At 63.8% G+C, this 17,373-nt stretch carries 18 protein-coding genes; 6 read left to right on the forward strand and 12 right to left on the reverse strand.

The genetic code is table 11. The features are described 5' to 3' along the window. Positions 1 to 187: 187 nt before the first annotated feature. A complete protein-coding gene (locus RVAN_RS11755; protein WP_013419938.1) occupies positions 188 to 409 on the forward strand; it encodes a hypothetical protein in 222 nt (73 codons plus the stop codon). A gap of 145 nt (positions 410 to 554) precedes the next feature. Here RVAN_RS11755 and RVAN_RS11760 read toward each other — a convergent pair whose 3' ends face one another. The 6 genes from RVAN_RS11760 to gloB form a co-directional block, all read right to left on the reverse strand. Then, the gene (locus RVAN_RS11760; RefSeq protein WP_013419939.1) at positions 555 to 1,583 is read right to left on the reverse strand and encodes a helix-turn-helix transcriptional regulator; all 1,029 of its coding nucleotides are present in this window, start codon (positions 1,581 to 1,583) and stop codon (positions 555 to 557) included. Positions 1,584 to 1,890: 307 nt separating this feature from the next. After that, a complete protein-coding gene (locus tag RVAN_RS11765) occupies positions 1,891 to 2,691 on the reverse strand; it encodes an MBL fold metallo-hydrolase (RefSeq protein ID WP_013419940.1) in 801 nt (266 codons plus the stop codon). Beyond that, positions 2,688 to 3,497: a TatD family hydrolase gene (locus RVAN_RS11770; RefSeq protein ID WP_013419941.1), complete on the reverse strand. Its 810-nt coding sequence runs from the start codon at positions 3,495 to 3,497 to the stop codon at positions 2,688 to 2,690. Before RVAN_RS11770 ends, RVAN_RS11765 begins: the two co-directional genes overlap by 4 nt. Before the next feature lie 253 nt (positions 3,498 to 3,750). Then, the gene (gene metG, locus RVAN_RS11775; RefSeq protein ID WP_013419942.1) at positions 3,751 to 5,322 is read right to left on the reverse strand and encodes a methionine--tRNA ligase; all 1,572 of its coding nucleotides are present in this window, start codon (positions 5,320 to 5,322) and stop codon (positions 3,751 to 3,753) included. A gap of 47 nt (positions 5,323 to 5,369) precedes the next feature. Beyond that, positions 5,370 to 6,431, reverse strand: coding sequence for a DNA polymerase III subunit delta' (locus RVAN_RS11780; RefSeq protein WP_013419943.1), 1,062 nt, complete (start codon positions 6,429 to 6,431; stop codon positions 5,370 to 5,372). A gap of 56 nt (positions 6,432 to 6,487) precedes the next feature. Then, entirely contained in the window at positions 6,488 to 7,291 is an 804-nt protein-coding gene (gene gloB / locus RVAN_RS11785) for a hydroxyacylglutathione hydrolase (protein WP_013419944.1), read from the reverse strand. A gap of 88 nt (positions 7,292 to 7,379) precedes the next feature. Here gloB and RVAN_RS11790 point away from each other — a divergent pair, with 88 nt between their 5' ends. Both RVAN_RS11790 and RVAN_RS11795 read left to right on the forward strand, forming a co-directional pair. Then, on the forward strand, positions 7,380 to 8,171 hold the full coding sequence (locus RVAN_RS11790; protein ID WP_013419945.1) for a class I SAM-dependent methyltransferase: 792 nt from the start codon (positions 7,380 to 7,382) through the stop codon (positions 8,169 to 8,171). A 185-nt stretch (positions 8,172 to 8,356) separates the two neighbouring features. Next, a complete protein-coding gene (locus RVAN_RS11795) occupies positions 8,357 to 9,757 on the forward strand; it encodes a hypothetical protein (RefSeq protein WP_013419946.1) in 1,401 nt (466 codons plus the stop codon). 50 nt (positions 9,758 to 9,807) lie between these two features. Here RVAN_RS11795 and RVAN_RS20850 read toward each other — a convergent pair whose 3' ends face one another. Beyond that, positions 9,808 to 10,209: a cysteine rich repeat-containing protein gene (locus tag RVAN_RS20850; RefSeq protein ID WP_245257980.1), complete on the reverse strand. Its 402-nt coding sequence runs from the start codon at positions 10,207 to 10,209 to the stop codon at positions 9,808 to 9,810. Between RVAN_RS20850 and RVAN_RS11805 the strand changes: the two genes are divergently transcribed. From RVAN_RS11805 to RVAN_RS11815, 3 genes are all read left to right on the forward strand, one after another. Beyond that, positions 10,189 to 11,703, forward strand: a complete 1,515-nt coding sequence (locus RVAN_RS11805; RefSeq protein WP_155942438.1) for a S10 family peptidase — start codon at positions 10,189 to 10,191, stop codon at positions 11,701 to 11,703. The two genes, RVAN_RS20850 and RVAN_RS11805, sit on opposite strands and share 21 nt — an antisense overlap. 129 nt (positions 11,704 to 11,832) lie before the next feature. Continuing rightward, positions 11,833 to 12,153, forward strand: a complete 321-nt coding sequence (locus RVAN_RS11810; RefSeq protein WP_013419949.1) for a hypothetical protein — start codon at positions 11,833 to 11,835, stop codon at positions 12,151 to 12,153. Between the two features lie 101 nt (positions 12,154 to 12,254). Then, the gene (locus RVAN_RS11815; protein ID WP_013419950.1) at positions 12,255 to 13,097 is read left to right on the forward strand and encodes a class I SAM-dependent methyltransferase; all 843 of its coding nucleotides are present in this window, start codon (positions 12,255 to 12,257) and stop codon (positions 13,095 to 13,097) included. Positions 13,098 to 13,134: 37 nt separating this feature from the next. Here RVAN_RS11815 and RVAN_RS11820 read toward each other — a convergent pair whose 3' ends face one another. From RVAN_RS11820 to RVAN_RS11840, 5 genes are all read right to left on the reverse strand, one after another. Next, on the reverse strand, positions 13,135 to 13,551 hold the full coding sequence (locus RVAN_RS11820) for a Rap1a/Tai family immunity protein (protein WP_013419951.1): 417 nt from the start codon (positions 13,549 to 13,551) through the stop codon (positions 13,135 to 13,137). Positions 13,552 to 13,670: 119 nt separating this feature from the next. Further along, the gene (locus tag RVAN_RS11825) at positions 13,671 to 15,146 is read right to left on the reverse strand and encodes a serine/threonine protein kinase (RefSeq protein ID WP_013419952.1); all 1,476 of its coding nucleotides are present in this window, start codon (positions 15,144 to 15,146) and stop codon (positions 13,671 to 13,673) included. Between the two features lie 6 nt (positions 15,147 to 15,152). After that, positions 15,153 to 15,893 carry a metallophosphoesterase family protein gene (locus tag RVAN_RS11830; RefSeq protein WP_013419953.1) on the reverse strand — a complete coding sequence of 247 codons (741 nt, stop codon included), beginning with the start codon at positions 15,891 to 15,893 and terminating at the stop codon, positions 15,153 to 15,155. Between the two features lie 199 nt (positions 15,894 to 16,092). After that, entirely contained in the window at positions 16,093 to 16,722 is a 630-nt protein-coding gene (locus RVAN_RS11835) for a DUF1254 domain-containing protein (RefSeq protein ID WP_013419954.1), read from the reverse strand. 16 nt (positions 16,723 to 16,738) lie between these two features. Then, the gene (locus RVAN_RS11840) at positions 16,739 to 17,317 is read right to left on the reverse strand and encodes a DUF1214 domain-containing protein (RefSeq protein ID WP_013419955.1); all 579 of its coding nucleotides are present in this window, start codon (positions 17,315 to 17,317) and stop codon (positions 16,739 to 16,741) included. Positions 17,318 to 17,373 lie beyond the last annotated feature (56 nt).

Consider the following 17,373-nt stretch of genomic DNA (forward strand, 5'->3'; position numbering starts at 1 on the left):
CATAATGCCGCACCGGCTTCAAAACCACAAGAGCCACCGGATAGCGGCATCTGTTCCTCAAAAGCCACAAACTCTTAACAAATTCCCTTCAATCACAGGATGCATTTGATCTTCTTTGCAACCGGCCATAAATGTGGGCCAGCAGCCTTGCGAGACACGTCGCAGGCAAGGAACGACGGAGCCCCCAATGACCAGCGTCTTATCACCGGTCCTGTCAGAAAGCACTCCCAATTCTCAAGCCCAGTCGGCCGAAAGCGCGGATTTCGCATTTCTTTCTCAACAGGATAGCCGCGAATACCTCGCCGACATGCTGAAGGAACTCAGCGTTATCGCCGGCCATGCCGAGCTTAATCGCGCGCGTGAACTGATCGAAGCGGCCCTTGCCGAGATAGAGCCGTCGAAATCTTGACAGGCGCCGCCACAAACCGGACGGACAACCGACGCGTGTGATCGGCTTGCGGATGAGCGGCGATCCGTTTGTCTGAGGCTCGGGCCTGCGTTCAACGGCTGATTGCAGGCGCGGGCGGCGATGCGCCCGGCTTTCCCGCGCCAGATCAAAGGCGAGCGGTAGAGCCCTGTCTTCGCCCGTTGCCCCCGTAAGGTCGCAGTTCTTCCGGATGATCGGCGACGAACGAGATCACAAGCCTGCGCTTTTCGGTGCCGCGCGACCCGTTGGAACTATCCTCCGACAGAAGAACCGATGGTGCATAGTCGGCAACGCGGCCGTATATGGACCGCCAGCGCAAATTGACGGCGGCAAGGCTGATGCCGAGATCCCGCGCGATCCTCGCGTCAGTTACACCGTTCATCGCTCTTAAAAGGATCTGTTGCTCGGCGTATGTAAATCCACAGCGCGGCGGGGTATACGCGAACAACCGCCCGACGGCTTTGCCCGGCCAATCGCCCTCGAAATCCGACCTCGCCACCGTGTAGACGATGTGATCTTGCGCAAGCGAGGCCCCGGGCGAAAAGCCAAGCGGAGTTCCGGCGGGAAAACGGGCAAGCTCCTTGAACCCTCCTCCGGCGAAGGCGCTGGAAAGGATGGCCGGCACCTCCTTTATGACGCGGCTCAGCAGATAGCCCTCATGGCCGCGCAACAAGCTTTGCTGCGCAATAGACAGGAGAGCATGCGCCTCAGGGTCAGCGCGATCATACGACCGCTGCAACCAGAAAAGAGGAACCAGTATCAGCCCATGACCGGCATTGGCTTGGGCAACGTCCTTCAGGGTGAGAAAGGGCGGCGCGCCCCGGTCATTCAGCGCATCGTGCAGCAACGTCAGGGACATGTGCGGCGACGGCGAGGCGAGATAGGTGGCGGCCCAAGCTTCGTGCACGAAACCGGAAATGCCAAATGCAGCGGATTCAGCCTTCACGCCGGTGTCATGGACGTAATCGACTGCAATCCCGCCCAGGATCTCTTCTGAAATCAGCCGCCGCAAAAGACCAGGCAGCGACTGTCTAAAAGTGTCGGACACGGGGGCGATTTGAAGGATGAACTCGGCGACGAGCGGAGCGTCATCGGCCCTGATGCTCCTGACCCGGCGATCGAAGGTCGTTCGTTTCGCACTGTCACGCTGCAACATGCCCAACCACCATTAATCTATGTTGTTAACGGACGATACACGGGGCATCTTGATAGAGCAAGGCACTGCCAAGGATAGGCTTGCGGCCAAACCGCCAGCCACGAAGCGTCCGCCTTGCGCGAGGGGGGCAGATACAGTCTCCGTTATCCGGCGGCTGCGCATTTCTCAGACCAAACAGACGTGACGCAAATATCCCACTTGTTTTCATGACCTACGATTTTGTCGACCCGTGTTCCCGCCTGCCCCCTTCTTCGCTTCTTGAATTGGCGTCAGAAAAGCGTGTAATCGCATCGCAACTCCGCCCGCTTCAGCGCTTCAGTTCCAGCACCATACCGTCGACCGAAGGCTCGACATGCGCCGGGAGCCGTGAGGCGAGGTCGTCGTAGTCGAGGTCGATGTGGAGATGCGTCAACAACGCGCGCTTGGGCTTCATCTCGGCAATGAACGCCAGCGCCTTTTCCAGCGTGAGATGGCTGGGATGCGGGGTGTAGCGCAGCGTGTTGAGAATCCACACGTCGAGATCGCGAAGGATGGGCCGCGACTCGGCTGGCAAGTCGTTCAGATCGCAGGAATAAGCCAGACCGCCGACGCGGAAGCCGAGCGAGTCGATTTCACCGTGGATCTGCCGGAAGGGTTGAAAAACGATCGGGCCGCCGGGACCGTCGATGGTCACCGGAGCGTGATTTTCGATCACGTGGCCTTCGACAATGGCGGGGTAGCTCGACCCTGGCGGCGTTTCGAAACAATAGTCGAAGCGCTGGCGTAAAAGGGCGATGGTGCGCTCGTCCCCCCATAGGTCGATGCGGCGGCGCTGGAGATAGGACAGCATGCGCAAATCGTCGATGCCGTGCGTGTGGTCGGCGTGGTCGTGCGTATAGACGACGCCATCGAGCTGCTTCACGTCCGCATCGAGAAGTTGCACGCGCATGTCCGGCGAGGTGTCGATCAGCGCGACGGTGCGACCACTCTCGCCGATGCGTTCTACGAGGAGGGAACTGCGCCGCCGCCGATTCTTGGGGTTCGCCGGATTGCAGGCGCCCCAGTCATTGCCGACGCGGGGCACGCCGGTGGACGAGCCGCATCCGAGGATCGTGAAGCGAAGTGTCATGTTGCACCGTCCCCCACCTGCGCCGCCGCGACCTTCGCCTTCGCAAACAGGCGGAAGAAGTTTTCCGTGGTCGCGCGCTCCATTTCCGCCTCGCTCACGCCCTTTGTTTCGGCAAGCACCTTCGCTGTGAACCTGACGAAGGACGGCTCGTTCGTCTTGCCGCGATAAGGCGGCGGCGCGAGATAGGGCGAGTCTGTTTCGACCAGCAGGCGGTCGAGCGGCACGGACGCCGCCAATTCGCGCAACTCGCCGGACTTCGGGAAGGTGAGAATCCCCGAGAACGAGATGAAAAGGCCAAGTTCGAGCGCGGCTTCCGCCAACGCGCGGCCGCTCGTATAGCAATGCAGCAGCGCCTTGAACGGCCCCTTCGCCATCTCTTCGGTGAGGATCGCGGCGGTATCTTCTTCCGCGTCGCGCGTGTGGATCACCAGCGGCAGGCCGGTTTGCCGCGCCGCAGCGATATGCTTGCGAAAAACGGTTTGCTGATCCTCGCGCGCGCTCTTGTCGTAAAAGTAGTCGAGGCCCGCTTCGCCGATTGCGACAACACGCGGATGGCGCGTATACGCGAGGATGTCGGGCAGCGGGATGCCCCGTTCCTCGCTCGCGTAATGCGGGTGCGTGCCGATGGAGCACGTTACCTCGGGGTAGCGCTCGGCAATCGGCAGAACGGCGGACGGAAACTTCCGTATGCGCGTCGAGATCGTGACCATATGGCCGACGCCCGCCTCCCTGGCGCGCGCGATGACGTCGTCGCGTTGCGGTTCGAACTCCGGGAAATCGAGATGGCAATGACTATCGACAAGCATGTTTTCGACCAGTCCCCCGGATGTTGGGGCGCATATCGCGGAAACCGGAAGGCGAGCGCCCAATCCGGCCTGTCCGATTTTAACGCGCAGCGCAGCGGTGAAGTCCAGCCGCAATGAAGCGCCATCTCATCGCACCCGGAAATCAATTCTCATGACGCGCATGTGATCGCACGCGCGCTCATTCGGTCGAAGGGCGCGCCATCGACGCGCCGAGATGAACGCGCTGGAAACCCCGCGCGTTCGAGCGGCCGGATCAGCTCGCGGCAGCCGCCTTTGCCGCCTCTTCCTCAACATAGCGCGGGAATACGCCTTGTGGGGTGGCGATTTTCGTCCCGGCCTTCAGCGTATGCGCGAGCGCGTCGAAGCTGCGATCTTCCGCCGCGACGCCAAGTTGGTCGAGCAGTTTCGCCGACGACGACGGCATATAGGGCTGCGCGAGGATCGCCACACGCCGCACAACCTCCGCCGTCGTCCAAAGGACGGTGCCCATGCGCGCGGGGTTCGTCTTCTTCAGCGCCCACGGCTCCTGAACGGCGAAATACTTGTTGGTGTCGGCGACCACCTTCCAGATCGCGTCCAGCGCCTTGTGTGGCGCCTGCTGGTCGATGGCCTCCCGGTTCGCTTCGAGAAGCGCGGCGGATGCGGCGAGGATCGGCTCATCGGCGGCGTCGGTTTCGCTCGGCTCCGGTATCGTGCCCGCGCAATTCTTCGCGATCATCGAAAGCGACCGCTGCGCCAGATTGCCGAGGTCGTTCGCGAGGTCGGCGTTGATGCGGTTCACCATCTGCTCGTGCGTGATGTTGCCGTCCTGACCGAACGGCACTTCGCGCAGGAAATAGTAGCGCACCTGATCGACGCCATAAGCGTCCACCAGATCCTTCGGCGCAACGACGTTGCCGACCGACTTCGACATCTTCTCCCCGCGATTGTACAGGAAGCCGTGGCCGAAGACGCGCTCGGGCAGAGGCAACTTCGCGGACATGAGGAACGCCGGCCAGTAGACCGCGTGAAAGCGCGTGATGTCCTTGCCGATGATGTGCACCTGCGCGGGCCAGCGCTCTTTCCACGCCTTGGAGCGGATTTTCGGAAAGCCCGCAGCCGTGATGTAGTTCGTGAGCGCGTCTACCCAGACATAGATGATGTGGCCCGGCGCGTCCGGCACCGGGATGCCCCAGTCAAGCGTCGTGCGCGAAATCGAAAGGTCTTGCAGGCCGCCCTTGACGAAACTCACCACCTCGTTGCGGCGTTCGGCGGGCATGATGAAGCCGGGGTTTTCCTCGTAGAATTTCAGCAGCTTCTTCTCGTATTTCGACAGCCGGAAGAAGTACGTTTGTTCCTCGGTCCATTCGACCGGTGTGCCCTGCGGCCCAAGGCGGATGCCGTTCCCGCCGAGCACAGTCTCGCTCTCGGCATAGAACGCCTCGTCGCGCACCGAATACCAGCCCTTATAGCCGGCAAGATAGATGTCGCCCGCCTTTTCCATGCGACGCCAGATTTCAGCGACCGACTCATGGTGCCGCGGCTCTGTCGTGCGGATGAAATCGTCGTAAGAGACATCGAGTTGTTCGAGCATCTCAATGAATTTCGCGGTGTTGCGGTCGGCAAGCTCGGTCGGCGTGATGCCTTCCTTGGCCGCCGTCTGCTTCATCTTGAGGCCATGCTCGTCAACGCCCGTGAGGAAGAACACCGGGTGCCCATCCAACCGCTTGAAGCGCGCCATCGCATCCGTCGCCACCGCCTCATAGGCGTGGCCGATGTGGGGCTCGCCGTTCGGATAGGAAATGGCCGTCGTGATCGTGTAATGCGGTTTTTGTTGTTCTGTCATGGCGCAAAGGTTTGGATGGCGGGAATGGTGCGTTTGGGGCGGAAAGCTCACGCCTTTCTGGCAATACGTTCCATATCGGAAAATGCCGCCAACAGAAAGGCTCCTTTATCGAGATTGAGCACATCGGTCTCTAGTCGGCGCTCGCGGAAGCCCTGCCACGCGACGGCCCAAAGCGCAGCTTCCGTTGTATTGCAGCCTGGGCCTTGCGCCGCGCTTTTCGCTCGCGCCTCGATGCGCTCCTCGATGAGATCGCAAAGCCTCGCGAAGGTATCGGCGTTCTTGGCGCCGCTCGCCGACTGGATGAGATCGTGCACGGCGGCTTGATCCGGGCGGCGAAGACCGTCCATCACGCGCTCCAGCTTGTCCGCCAGCTTGAGAAGGCCGCCGCCGATGAGATTGAGCGCGCGCCCCGCCGAACCGCCCGCAAGCGCGTGAAGCCGTTGCATCTGCTCCGCTTCCGGCGCATCGAGACCGGCGCGGGCGCAGGCCGCTTCCACCGCGCAGGCGAATGGCGCGGTATCGAGCGGGCGCAGCGCGAGCTTGATGCAGCGCGAGCGGATCGTCGGCAATACGGCGGCGGCGCCATGGCTGACGAGGAAGAACACCGTACGCTGTGGCGGCTCCTCCACGGCTTTCAGCAGCGCGTTGGCTGAGGCGATGGTGAGGTCGTTCGCGGGGTCGACGATCATGGCGCGCCATCCGCCGGGGCTCGTGAGGCCGAGGAATGCGCGCAGTTTCCGCACCTCATCGACGCCGATGGTCGAAGCGCCACCAGCCTCCAGCGCGAACAGCGAGGAGTGTGCGCCCGCCGCGATCTGCCGCGCGGTCGGGTGGCTCGACGGCACGTCGAGGCTGGTTGCCGGGGCGCGACCCGAACCTGCGGCCTCGCCGTCGCGGCTCAAGAGGAACCGCGCGGCACGCCAGGCGAAACTCGCCTTGCCGATGCCGCGCTCGCCCGTGATGAGCCAGGCATGATGCAGCGCGCCCGCGTTGAACGAGCGCAGGAACATCGCTTCCGCCTCGTTATGGCCAAACAGCGCGTCTGCAAGCCTCGGGTGAAGCGGATCGCCCGCGTCGCCTTCGCTTTCGCCGGCCTTGCGCTTTGCCATGGTGCCTCCCGAAACGTGTCAGAGGAAGCGCGCGGGACGCGCTCGGTGCGATGTCTTCAGAAGCGATCCTTGCGCCGCCGCAGTTCCTCGAAAACGGCCTCGTCGGAAACGTCCGGGCCGATGTCGAGCGATTTGCGGATTTCGGGGCTGAACGGGCGCAGGAACGGATTCGTCTCAAGCTCCTTGGCGAGCGTGACCGGCAGCGTCGGCTTGCCGTCCGCGCGAAGCCGGTCCACTTCCTCCTTGCGCTTGTGCAGCGCGATGTTTTCCGGCTCCACCGCAAGCGCGAACTTGATGTTCGACTGCGTGTATTCGTGGCCGACATAGAGGAGTGTGCGCTCCGGCAGACGCATCAGCTTTTCGAGCGAGTGCCACATGTCGGAATAGCGCCCGTCGTTCACGCGACCGCATCCGACCGAAAAGAGTGTGTCGCCGACGAACGCCAGCCCGCTTTTCTGACCCGTGATCTCGGCCTGAACGGCGTCGGGGATGAAATAGGCGACATGCCCCGGCGTGTGGCCCGGCGTCTCGATCACCTCCACCTCGAACGGCCCGAAGGGAATGCGGTCGTCTTCATGCACCTCGACATCGACGACCGGGAGTTCGGCGGCTTCCCTTGCGGGGCCGTAAATGGTGCAGTTCGAGTCCCGCTTCAGGGCTTGAAGTCCCTGAATGTGATCCCAATGATGATGCGTGACGAGAATGTGCGTCAGCGTCCAGCCCGCGCTTTCGAGTTCCCTGCGAACGGCCTCGCCGTCGGGGGCGTCGATGGAAGCGGTGACCCCAGTAACCGGATCGTGGATCAGAACGCCGAAATTATCGCTTAGACAGGGAAACAGTCGAACTTCGAGATGGGACATTGCTGCACCTGATCAATATGGCTCACCCAGACTTAGGATAAACCACCCGCGCATTAAACCCGGTTAGACGAAATGCTGGTTCGTTTTTATGTATGATGACGTCACGCATCTCAGAGATTTTTACGCGTCGCCACTCGGGCAGCACGCACGCCGCATTATCGCGCACCGGGTGCGTGCGCGGTGGGATAATGTAAGCGGCCTGGATGTCGTGGGGCTTGGCTACGCCGCTCCGTATCTCCGCATTTTTTCCGGTGAGGCGAGGACCACGGCCGCGCTGATGCCTTATCGGCAGGGTGCCGTTCAGTGGCCGAGCGAGGGGCCTTTCCGCGCGGCCCTCGTGTCCGACACCGAACTTCCGATGCGGGACAAGTCCGTGGATTGCGTGCTCGTCGTGCACGGCCTCGAACATGTCGACGCCCGACACAATTACCTGCGCGAAATCTGGCGCGTTTTGATGCCACACGGGCGCCTGATCCTCGTCGCGCCAAACCGTCGCGGAGCATGGGCGCGCTTCGAGTCTACGCCCTTCGGGCACGGGCGGCCGTACAGCCTCCGCCAGATGGAAGACCTGCTTCGCGATGCGCTGTTCGAACCGGTGGGCGTGACGCCGTGCCTGTTCGCGCCCCCCTTCCGCGCCCGCTATCTGCCGTTCGCCGCGACTGCATGGGAGCGCGCCGGCGCCGGGCTGTGGCCCGCCTTCGCGGGGGTGCTCATCGTCGAAGCGGTGAAGTTGGCCTATGCCGAGATCCGCGTTTCGGTGAAGAAACCCGCTTTTGCATCCATGCCCGCGTTGAACGGCGGCCTGAGCCCGGCCCGTCGCCACCCTGACGACGGCGGCAAACCCCGCTCGCCTGCGTTCCGCGATCCGCTGGGCGATTGAGCGCCGATCATCCCCGCCGACACGCCGTTCGAGGGCGGCGGCGAGGCACGCGTCGACCGCTAACCATCCAGATAGAAGCGCGCCGACATCATCCGCGAAGATAAGGCACGAGAAACGCAGGCGTTGCTTGCGTGGGGCCGTCCAGGTTGCTAACCAAAACGCGGGGCAACAGAGGGGACGGACGCATGCAACCGGCAGAAGCAGGCGTTTCTCTGGCAGTTTGGCAGGGTTGGGGCGTGATCTCCGTGATGGCCGCGCTCATCGCGCTGCTCGCGACGGTGCTTGCATGGCTCTTGCCGTTTCCCGACCGCTCGCTATCGACCCAGCTTGCGAACTACCCGGACCGCATGGCGCTGAAGGATCGGCTTGGCGCGGCGTCGCCGTTCGATGCCTGGCTCGTAACCATGCGGCGACTGGGAGAATGGCTCGACGACTGGTTCGGCGCGCCCTTCAGTGGCCAGTCCTTCGAGCGCTGCCTCGCCATCGCGTTCATTTTCCCGATCTCGCTTCTCACCCTCACGCTCATCACGAACGGCATCGCGATCGAGAAGATCTCGTGGCTTCAGGTGCTCGTCTTCGCCGCCGCTTTCGTGTTGATCGCATCCGTGATCCTCGTCGCGTTCCGCAACCTCGTGCGCCTGATCGAGCACGCCTGGACCACTTTCGGCGGCGACAGCGCACTCGCGGAAACCATCTCGCGCGTCGTGCTCGGCGGTTTTGCTTTCATGATCGCGTTTTCGATCGCTTTCGCGGTGGCGTCCGCCTTTTCCGGTCATCAGAACAACGCGACCTCTGTAATGGGTGCGATGGCTGGCGGGTTCGCGCTGGCCTTCGGGCTGACGATGGCGTTCGCGCTGGCGGGCGCGGTGCTGTTTTCGATCACGGTGGCGGTACTCGCGGGCGCGGCGCTGGCCTTCGCGAGCGAGTTCACGTTTCTCCTGTTCCTGTTTTTCATCCTGCTTCCGATTACCAACGCGTCGGTGGACTGGCTGTCATGGGCGGCAACCCGCACTCTCATCCGCAAGGAGGAGACCGCCGAACCGAACCTGAAGGGCCGCGTCACGGTGTTCGGCGTAATCGTCGGCACGTTCCTCTCGGGCTTGCTGCTCATGATCGTTCTGGCGCTGGTCCTGCCCAACACGCTCGAAGTGCTGAACCTCGCGCTTACCTCCGCCGATCTGCCGCGCTTCAACTGGGAAGCGCTGATGAACAAGGCGCTGTATGCGCCATGGTCGGAGGGCCTGTTCGTGACCGGCATGCTGATGACGCCGCTCGTTCCCGCCGCGGTGCATCTCATCGTCGGGCTGAGCGGCGTGCTGGCGCGCTTCACGCCCGGTGCGCGGACGGTGGCGCAGAGCATTTCGGATCACCCTGAGGTGAGCCTGACCCAACAGGAGCAGGGGCCGGTGAAGATCACGCTGATCCTCGCGCGGCTCTGGTATCTGGTGGCGGCGATGGTGACGGTCGCGATCATCACCGGGACGGGCGCGCTCCTCTCTCTCATGCACGCTCCCGTCGGGCAATTCCTGTCGAGCGCCGCTGTGTGCGCGACGTCATGGAGCCACGGCAAGTGTGGCTGGTTCTGATTCGGCTCGGCCAAGGGCGGTTTATCCGCCTTCGGCCGAAGCTGAGCGCCTTAACGCCCTTGCGCGCCCGCTTTGTTTGCGTCCCGCTCTTTCAGTCCGGCGGCGCATGAGGGCTGCAAGTCTTTCTCATGGCTTTTCAGACAGGCGATGATGCGCCCGCCGCCCGGCATTACATCCGAACAGAATCTTGAATAATCCGCCTTGCAGACTTCCTTGAGATTGGCTTGCGCCATCGCGTAGCCGGAGCCGAGAACGGCAAGCGACAGCGTCGCCGAGAAAATCCAGAGCTTCTGCATGATTTCTCCTTTGAATTGAAATGCCTTGGCTAAGCGCCATCTTAGGAGGCGGTGTGACAGCAAGAGGGTTTTCGGGTGGCTGTGGGCAACAAAAGCGTAACAAGCAATCTCAAAGCCCTGGTCGGCGCTTTCGCCTTGATCGGGCTTTTCTGTCAAGCGGCGGCGGCGCAGGAGCTTCCTCCGGGCTATCCTCCCCACGGCGAGGCGGCGGAAAAGGCGGATAACAAGCGCGAAGCGCCGTCCGCCCCGTCGCAGGGCGGCGGCTTCGCGCAGCATTTACGCGCCGACAGCGTCACGCAGCACACCATCACGCTCGACGGCAAGCCCTTCGCGTACAAGGCAACGGCGGGCACGTTGCCTCTCTTCGGGCCGAAGGGTGAGGTGGCGGCGAAGATGTTCTACGTCGCGTATCAGGCCGCGAACGCCCCCGCGCGGCCGACGACTTTCGTCTTCAACGGTGGCCCCGGCGCGGCATCGGCCTTCCTGCATATCGCGGCGCTCGGTCCGCGCATCGTCCCGTTCGCGGAGAATGGAGCCGCGCCCGTCCGGCCGGTTCGTTTCGTGGACAACCCCGCCACGTGGCTCGCTTTCACCGACCTCGTCTTCATCGATCCCATCGGCACGGGCTACAGCCGCGCTACCGGCGGCGGCGACGACAAGGAGGCCGCGTTCTGGGGCGACGATAAGGACGCGAACTCGGTCGCCGCGTTCATCAGGGTCTGGCTCGCGCGGAACGGTGGAAGCCTCGCGCCGGTCTATCTCGCGGGCGAAAGCTATGGCGGATTGCGCGCGACGATCCTTGCTGAAAAGCTCCTTGATGACGGGCTCGACGTGCGGGGCGCGGTGTTGATCTCGCCCGCGCTCGACTTTCCGCTTCTGCGCGCCAACCAGTTTAATATCCTGCCGCTGACATTCGACCTTCCCTCGCTCGCGGTCGCGGCCGCCGAATTGAAGGACGGAGCGAAGACGCCGGTCGAAGACATCGCGCGCGAGGCCGAAACCTTCGCCGAGACCGACTATCTCGTGCATGTCACGCGCGGGCGAGCGCCGAACGACGCCATCGCGGCGAGGGTCGCGAAGCTGACTGGGCTATCGCCGGAGATCGTCGCCCGCAATCAGGGGCGCGCGCCGGACCACGTCTTCTTCGACGAATTTGAGCGCGCGACAAACCGCAGGCTGAGCCGCTACGATGCCACCGTCAGCGCGCCGCTTCCCATGCCCGCACGATCCGACAGGTTCGACGTGATCCTCGACGGCGCTTCGAGCGTGCTGGCACCCGCTGCCGCGACCTACATCGCCCAGGATTTGGCGTTTCGCACCGACCTCGATTATCGCCTGCTGAACGACACGGCCAATCGCCGCTGGGCGGGCGACAAGAAGCGGACTCACGAAACGAGCGGTCCCGAACTTCTCGAACGGGCGCGCACGCAAAACCCCGCGCTCAAGGTCTTCATCGCGCACGGCTACACCGACCTCGTCACGCCCTACGCGCTGTCGAAATATCTGATCGGGCAGCTTCGACCGATCGACGGCGCCGCCCCTGTGGAACTGCATGTCTATCGCGGCGGGCATATGATGTATTTCCGAGCCCCGTCGCGCGATGCGCTCACCCGCGACGTGCGGCGCATGTATGAAACCCCACAAAGATAGCGCCGTCTTTGGGTGCTAAAAACATCACATAAGCGAACGAAAATTACACAGAGCAGCGGGATTTGATACGATTCGATAGAATCCCGCCTCCGCTCCCTTTAAATTATCGAGTCAATAGGGAGGTGGGGCATGAAAAAAATACTGCTCATAAGCGCACTTTTGACCGTGGCGGGCATCGCGGAAGCGAACGCTCAGGCATCTGGCAGCTTTTACGGCGGCGCGGTGAACCGTAACAGCGTTTCGGGAGCGTCCGGCGCGGGCCACGCTGCGGCCGCGGGCTTCGGGCTTCTCGCGTCGCGCGGCTGCTGGGCCGACGCGAATGTCGGCTGTAACGCGACCCCGATGGCCGGGTATCAGGAAGAACCGGCGGCGGCTGCCGTGTCGACTGAAGATCCGCCGGCGGCTGCTCCTGCGGCAGATGCGAAGCCGGCGAAGAAGGCCGGGAAATAGAGAGCGAAGCAAGCGCGCGATCAAAAGATCGCGCGCGATGAACCGCAGCGCCCGTCCAAGCGTTGGCAGCACAATCAACCCGCTGCCGCCGCGAGGGCTTCATGATTTTTCCGAGTGCCGATCAGACGAGCGCCGCCGTCGCGCTGCATTACAACGAACTCGACGGTTTTTACCGCGAAATCTGGGGCGATCACGTCCATCACGGATATTGGCGCACCGGGCGCGAGACGAGCGCGGAAGCCGCCGAGGCGCTGAGCGCTCTCGTCGCGGAACGGCTTGGCCTCGGGCGCGGAATGCGCGTCTGCGACATCGGCTGCGGCTATGGCGAAACGGCGCGGCTGTTCGCCTCGCGCTACGGTGTGGCACTCGACGGCGTGACGATATCCGAAAGCCAGTTTCAGATGGCAGCGGCGCGAAACGCTCCCGGCGTCTCGATCTCGCTGTGCGACTGGCTTCAAAACGGGTTCGCGGATGCGAGCTTCGACCGCGCCTACGCCATCGAAAGCTCGGAGCATATCGCGGACAAGGCGCGCTTTTTCGCGGAAGCACATCGCGTGCTGCGTCCCGGCGGACGGCTCGCGGTCTGCGCGTGGCTGGCGAAAAGCGGCGCGCTCGGGCGTGTCGACGGCATCCTTCTCGAACGCATCTGCCGCTACGGTCGACTCCCCGGCATGGGCACCGAGGAGGATTATTGCGCGCTGGCAAAGGGCGCGGGCTTCAGCGTTGCGCGCGTTGACGACATCAGCGGGCAGGTGAGCCGCACCTGGGCGATCTGCATCCGCCGCAGCCTCGCCAAGCTCGCAAGCGACCGCCGCTACCGCGCGTTCCTGCTTGACGGCGGCGCGCACAACAAGGCGTTCGCGGCGACGTTATTCCTCATCCTCGCCGCCTACCGGACCGGCGCGATGCGCTATTGCGTCTTCACCTTCGAGAAGGCGGCCTGAGCATCCGCCCCCGGCAGCGCCGCAGCCGAGCCGGTCTTCATTTCCCGCTGCAGGGAAAGCCGGAGCGCAGCGCCGCCATCGCGACCGTGGTGAACGGCTCGGTCTGGCGCGCCGGGTTCAGGCGCGCGAAGCGGTCGAAAATCTGGATGAGATGCAGGAGCGAGACGCCTTCGGGCACGCAGACCTGCAACAGCGGATCGCGGTCCGTCTCCAGCCGCGTGATGAGGAGTTGCTGAACGGTGAGGAACGCGCCCCAGCAATTGCCCGTCGCGAATGTGTCTTCGAGTTCGAGTTCGTCTGGATTGCTGCCCGGCTTCGCCAACCGCAGGATCGGCTTGCAGTCCGCGAGCATGTCGGCGGCAGTGTAACCGTCGTCCGCCTGAACCGCGCCAGTCATCGCGAGCCAAAATATCGCCAGTACGGCGGCAATCCACCGTCTTACAGCCCGACTCATTGATGTCCCCCGTCGCCAGAGCGCCAGTCATGGCCCCTTCGCCCATGTTGGCGCGCTTGTCAATCCGCAGTGCGCGCCTGTCACCCATGCAATGAGGCGGCGCTCAAACGCGACCGCGCTTACGGTGCGGCCACGGTTTCGCTGACTTCCCCGCTGGATGGAGCCTCAGCCGACTCCGGTTCCGCCTGGGCCTCTTCGCGGCGCACACGAATAACCGTCACGGTGCAGCCCGCTTCGGACGCCACCTTTGCGGACACGCTGCCGAGCAGCGAGCGCCGGAACGAATTGCGCCGCGCGCCGAGAAGGATCTGGTCCACCTTGTTCTGTTCGGCGTAATGGAGAATTGCGGACGCCGGGTCCGTCGCCTCCAGCACGTGAAAGGTGATCTGCCCTTCCTTCAGCTTCAGCGGCTGCGCCCAATCCTGTAGCTGCACGAGGCGGTTCACATGCTTGTTATGGCCAGCCTCGTCGAGCGTGGTGTCGCGCGTGGCGATATAGCTCGTCTTCAGCACGTTGAGGCATGCAAGTCGCGCGGACGGAAGCTGCGCGAGCGCGCGCCCGGCTGCCTCGCGCACGGCCTCGTTCGTCTCCTTCGAGGCTTCCGAAAGATCGACCGCCACGGCGATGATGGGCGCGGCGGCCAGCCGCTTGTAAACCGTTTGCGGCGCGACGGGCGCTTTCCGCTCTGGCGGATTGAAACGTCGTTTGACGCGCGTCCAGAACGAATCCGTAGCGGTCCGCTCCGAGCGCGCGGTAAGCCGGATCTGGTCATAATGCGATAGCTCGAAAGCGAGTTGCGCGGCGGTCGGATAGCGCCAGGCCGGCTCGACTTCGAGGCAGCGCAGCACGATCTCCTGCAACCACAGCGGATAATCCTTGCGCAAGTTTCGCGGCGGCTTGGGATCGCGCCAGAGCCGCTTCTTCATGGTGCTGAGCCGCTCGCTCTCGCCGAAGGGGCGCACACCCGTCGAGAAGAAATAGAGCAGCACGCCGAGCGCGAACTGGTCGCTGCGCGGATCGGTTCGCACGCCCAGAAGCTGCTCCGGCGCCATGTAGGGCGCGGTGCCGTAGGGCAAGCGGAATTCTTCCTGCATCAGGTCCGGCAATTGCTGGTGATGCGACAGGCCGAAATCGAGCAGCACCGCCTCGCCCGTTTCGCGGAACAGGATGTTGCTCGGCTTGATGTCGAGGTGGATGACGTGCTGGCGATGGAGATCGTCGAGCGCGGTGGCGATCTTCCAGCCGATGTCCGCGACTTCATCATACGGCAGCGGCAGCTCGGAGAGGCGCGGCAGCAGCGACCGGCCCGGCAGCCGCTCCATCACAATGAACGGATGCAGCGCGAAGTCGCCCGCCGCGATGAAGCGCGGCACATGCGGGCCAGACAGGCGCGGCATGATCATCTGCTCCATCTCGAAGCTCACGATCGCCGCCGGGTCTTGCCCTTCGCCGAGCACGGGAACCTTCATGAGCATCGGCACGTCGATGCCCGGCTTCGTGACGCTCCACAGCCGCGCCATGCCGCCCTTGTGGATCAGTTCCTCAAGTACGAAGCCGTCGAGCACGTCGCCGCGTTGGAGGGTGGGTTTCGCCATGGCGCGTTACCGTCCGATGAAGAGGCGTTCGGCGAAGAAATCGGGCAGGCGCGCGGCGCGGATCGTGGCGGCGGCTGACTCGATGTCGTAGGGCACGCGGACGTAGATGATTTCCTTCTTTTCGGTGTCGAACAGGCCGTAGCAGGCGCGCGGATTGCCGTCGCGCGGCTGGCCGACGCTGCCCAGCACGGCGAGCCACCGGCGAAGTCCGTGCAGCGGCACGGCGACTTCCGTCACTGGGCTGAACGCGGTCATCTTCGCCGCGGGCGTGGTTGAGAAGATCGCGGGCTTGTGGGTATGGCCGCAGAATGTCATGGGCGCCTGCGTGGAGCGGAGGCTGCGCGCGGCTTCTTCCACGGTGAGGACGTAGATCCACTTCGCGGGCTGGCTGGCGTCCGCGTGGACATAGAGGCGCCCCTCGTCGGACTGCTCCATCGGCAGTTCGGCGAGCCAGCGGCGCTCCACCTGCCCGAGCTTCCCGCGCGTCCAGTCGATGGCTTCCTGCGCTTCCGGGTTCAGGCGGATGGTGGGATCGTTAACGGCCGCATCGTGGTTACCCATGACGGCGATTGCGCCGCCCGCGACAAGCTCCATCGCCTTGTCGACGCACCAGACCGGATCGGCGCCGTAGCCCACAAAATCGCCAAGTAGCACGTGGCGTTCCGCGCCGCGCGCTTTCGCATCGTCGAGGCACGCCGTGAACGCCTGCCGGTTCGCGTGGATGTCGGCCAGAAGCGCGATAAGCATGGGCTCTCCCAAAGGGTTCGTTTTTAGATACCCTACAAAACTTTGCGGGGGCCTGTCTGTTCGATTTTCGTTTGGGGAAAGCCAGTTCGCGGTCTTTTCGTAGGGCTTCGGCCGAAACCATCTACACATTTTCTTGTTCGAGCGAGAACGCGACGAGGTTCCGAGCCGGCAGCGCCCGGTGCCCGTTTTGCCAGAAACCTTAGCGGTTGCCGCGTCGTTTCGGGCGAGGCTGCGGCTGCGGCGCGGGCGGTTCCTCGTCCGGGACCGCAACTGACGCGACCAGAGGTTCCACGGGCTGCAACTCGCAGCGCGCCTTCTGCAACTCGCGAATGGTCTGGGCGCGGAAGCTCTCCCCGCGAATCGGCGCGCGGATCGCCACGATGCCCGTTTCGCCCGGTGCGACGACGATATTCTGATCGTCGCCCTCCACGGTCTTTTCCGTGCTGGTCTCATCCGAAAGGCGATCCCGGCGGATCAGCAGCAGACGCACCTCCGACCTTTTCGAATCGGCTCCCGCGACGAGATAGAAGTTTTCGCCCGAGCGGGTCGAGACGGCCAGCGTCCAGGCCGGTTCGGACAGCGGGGCGCGGACGATCACGTTGCGGTCGGTGAGATCGTACAGGCAATAGGCCGTCACGACGTCCGGCGGCGAAAACGGCAGCGTCGGGGCAGACTTGCCGTCCGGCACCACGATGGCGTTACGTGGCATCGCCGCCGCAAGCCTAGACCATGCGTCCCCTTCGGCCAGCGACGATATGCCGAACACCGCGAGGATATGAATAATGCCACCGGCGACGATGCCGCCGAGCACCCAGGGCCATTTTCCCATCACGAGCACCCCGCCATCAGGAGCACTCCACGAGCGTGATCGTGGGCAGTACGCGACCGGCCGCGTTCAGCAGCACGTCGGGAGCGAGCGGGCGCAGGACGGTCAGGCGCAGCGCCACCCGCTCGCCCCGCTCCAATGGAAGCCAGTTGCCGGGCTGCACCTCGGGCGAGAGACGCACGACGAAGGCGCCGTCAGGGGCGGCGAGAATGTTGGCGCTCGAAAAACTGGAACGGCCGGTCTTGTTCGGCATCGTCTCGCCGTTCTTGCGGAAGGCGGCGATGTTCCACCAGAGCGCGGGGATGGCATAGCCCTTCACTTCATATGTGCAGTCGCCAGTGAGACGCGATCCGGCGCTGTCGCGCGTGGCGGTAAAAGTCATCGCGCTCGCAGCCGTGACCGGGAGCGAGCCTTCCCGCGCAATGTGCGCGATGGTGTAAGGATCGGCGTCGGCCGTCCCCTCACGAAGCCATAACGTCCACGGGCCGTGGCGCGCGGTGGTCGCGAAGAAGCCGCCGCTGACGGCGCGCCAGGTCGTGCCCAACCCCAGGATCAGGGCGATACTCGCAAACAGCAAGAACCGTGTGAGGAAGGGCATGGTGGTGAACCTGACGAAGCGGCTTTACCGGACGGTGCGGAAGGCGGCGACTGCTA

The organism is Rhodomicrobium vannielii ATCC 17100 (assembly GCF_000166055.1).
Taxonomy (GTDB): Bacteria; Pseudomonadota; Alphaproteobacteria; order Rhizobiales; family Rhodomicrobiaceae; genus Rhodomicrobium; species Rhodomicrobium vannielii.

What these genes read in the sequence shown, in the direction of transcription:
- RVAN_RS11755 (WP_013419938.1), top strand. Translation starts at nt 188, where the DNA reads ATGACCAGCGTCTTATCACCGGTCCTGTCAGAAAGCACTCCCAATTCT.
- RVAN_RS11760 (WP_013419939.1), bottom strand. Translation starts at nt 1,583, where the DNA reads ATGTTGCAGCGTGACAGTGCGAAACGAACGACCTTCGATCGCCGGGTC.
- RVAN_RS11765 (WP_013419940.1), bottom strand. Translation starts at nt 2,691, where the DNA reads ATGACACTTCGCTTCACGATCCTCGGATGCGGCTCGTCCACCGGCGTG.
- RVAN_RS11770 (WP_013419941.1), bottom strand. Translation starts at nt 3,497, where the DNA reads ATGCTTGTCGATAGTCATTGCCATCTCGATTTCCCGGAGTTCGAACCG.
- metG (WP_013419942.1), bottom strand. Translation starts at nt 5,322, where the DNA reads ATGACAGAACAACAAAAACCGCATTACACGATCACGACGGCCATTTCC.
- RVAN_RS11780 (WP_013419943.1), bottom strand. Translation starts at nt 6,431, where the DNA reads ATGGCAAAGCGCAAGGCCGGCGAAAGCGAAGGCGACGCGGGCGATCCG.
- gloB (WP_013419944.1), bottom strand. Translation starts at nt 7,291, where the DNA reads ATGTCCCATCTCGAAGTTCGACTGTTTCCCTGTCTAAGCGATAATTTC.
- RVAN_RS11790 (WP_013419945.1), top strand. Translation starts at nt 7,380, where the DNA reads ATGTATGATGACGTCACGCATCTCAGAGATTTTTACGCGTCGCCACTC.
- RVAN_RS11795 (WP_013419946.1), top strand. Translation starts at nt 8,357, where the DNA reads ATGCAACCGGCAGAAGCAGGCGTTTCTCTGGCAGTTTGGCAGGGTTGG.
- RVAN_RS11810 (WP_013419949.1), top strand. Translation starts at nt 11,833, where the DNA reads ATGAAAAAAATACTGCTCATAAGCGCACTTTTGACCGTGGCGGGCATC.
- RVAN_RS11815 (WP_013419950.1), top strand. Translation starts at nt 12,255, where the DNA reads ATGATTTTTCCGAGTGCCGATCAGACGAGCGCCGCCGTCGCGCTGCAT.
- RVAN_RS11820 (WP_013419951.1), bottom strand. Translation starts at nt 13,551, where the DNA reads ATGAGTCGGGCTGTAAGACGGTGGATTGCCGCCGTACTGGCGATATTT.
- RVAN_RS11825 (WP_013419952.1), bottom strand. Translation starts at nt 15,146, where the DNA reads ATGGCGAAACCCACCCTCCAACGCGGCGACGTGCTCGACGGCTTCGTA.
- RVAN_RS11830 (WP_013419953.1), bottom strand. Translation starts at nt 15,893, where the DNA reads ATGCTTATCGCGCTTCTGGCCGACATCCACGCGAACCGGCAGGCGTTC.
- RVAN_RS11835 (WP_013419954.1), bottom strand. Translation starts at nt 16,722, where the DNA reads ATGGGAAAATGGCCCTGGGTGCTCGGCGGCATCGTCGCCGGTGGCATT.
- RVAN_RS11840 (WP_013419955.1), bottom strand. Translation starts at nt 17,317, where the DNA reads ATGCCCTTCCTCACACGGTTCTTGCTGTTTGCGAGTATCGCCCTGATC.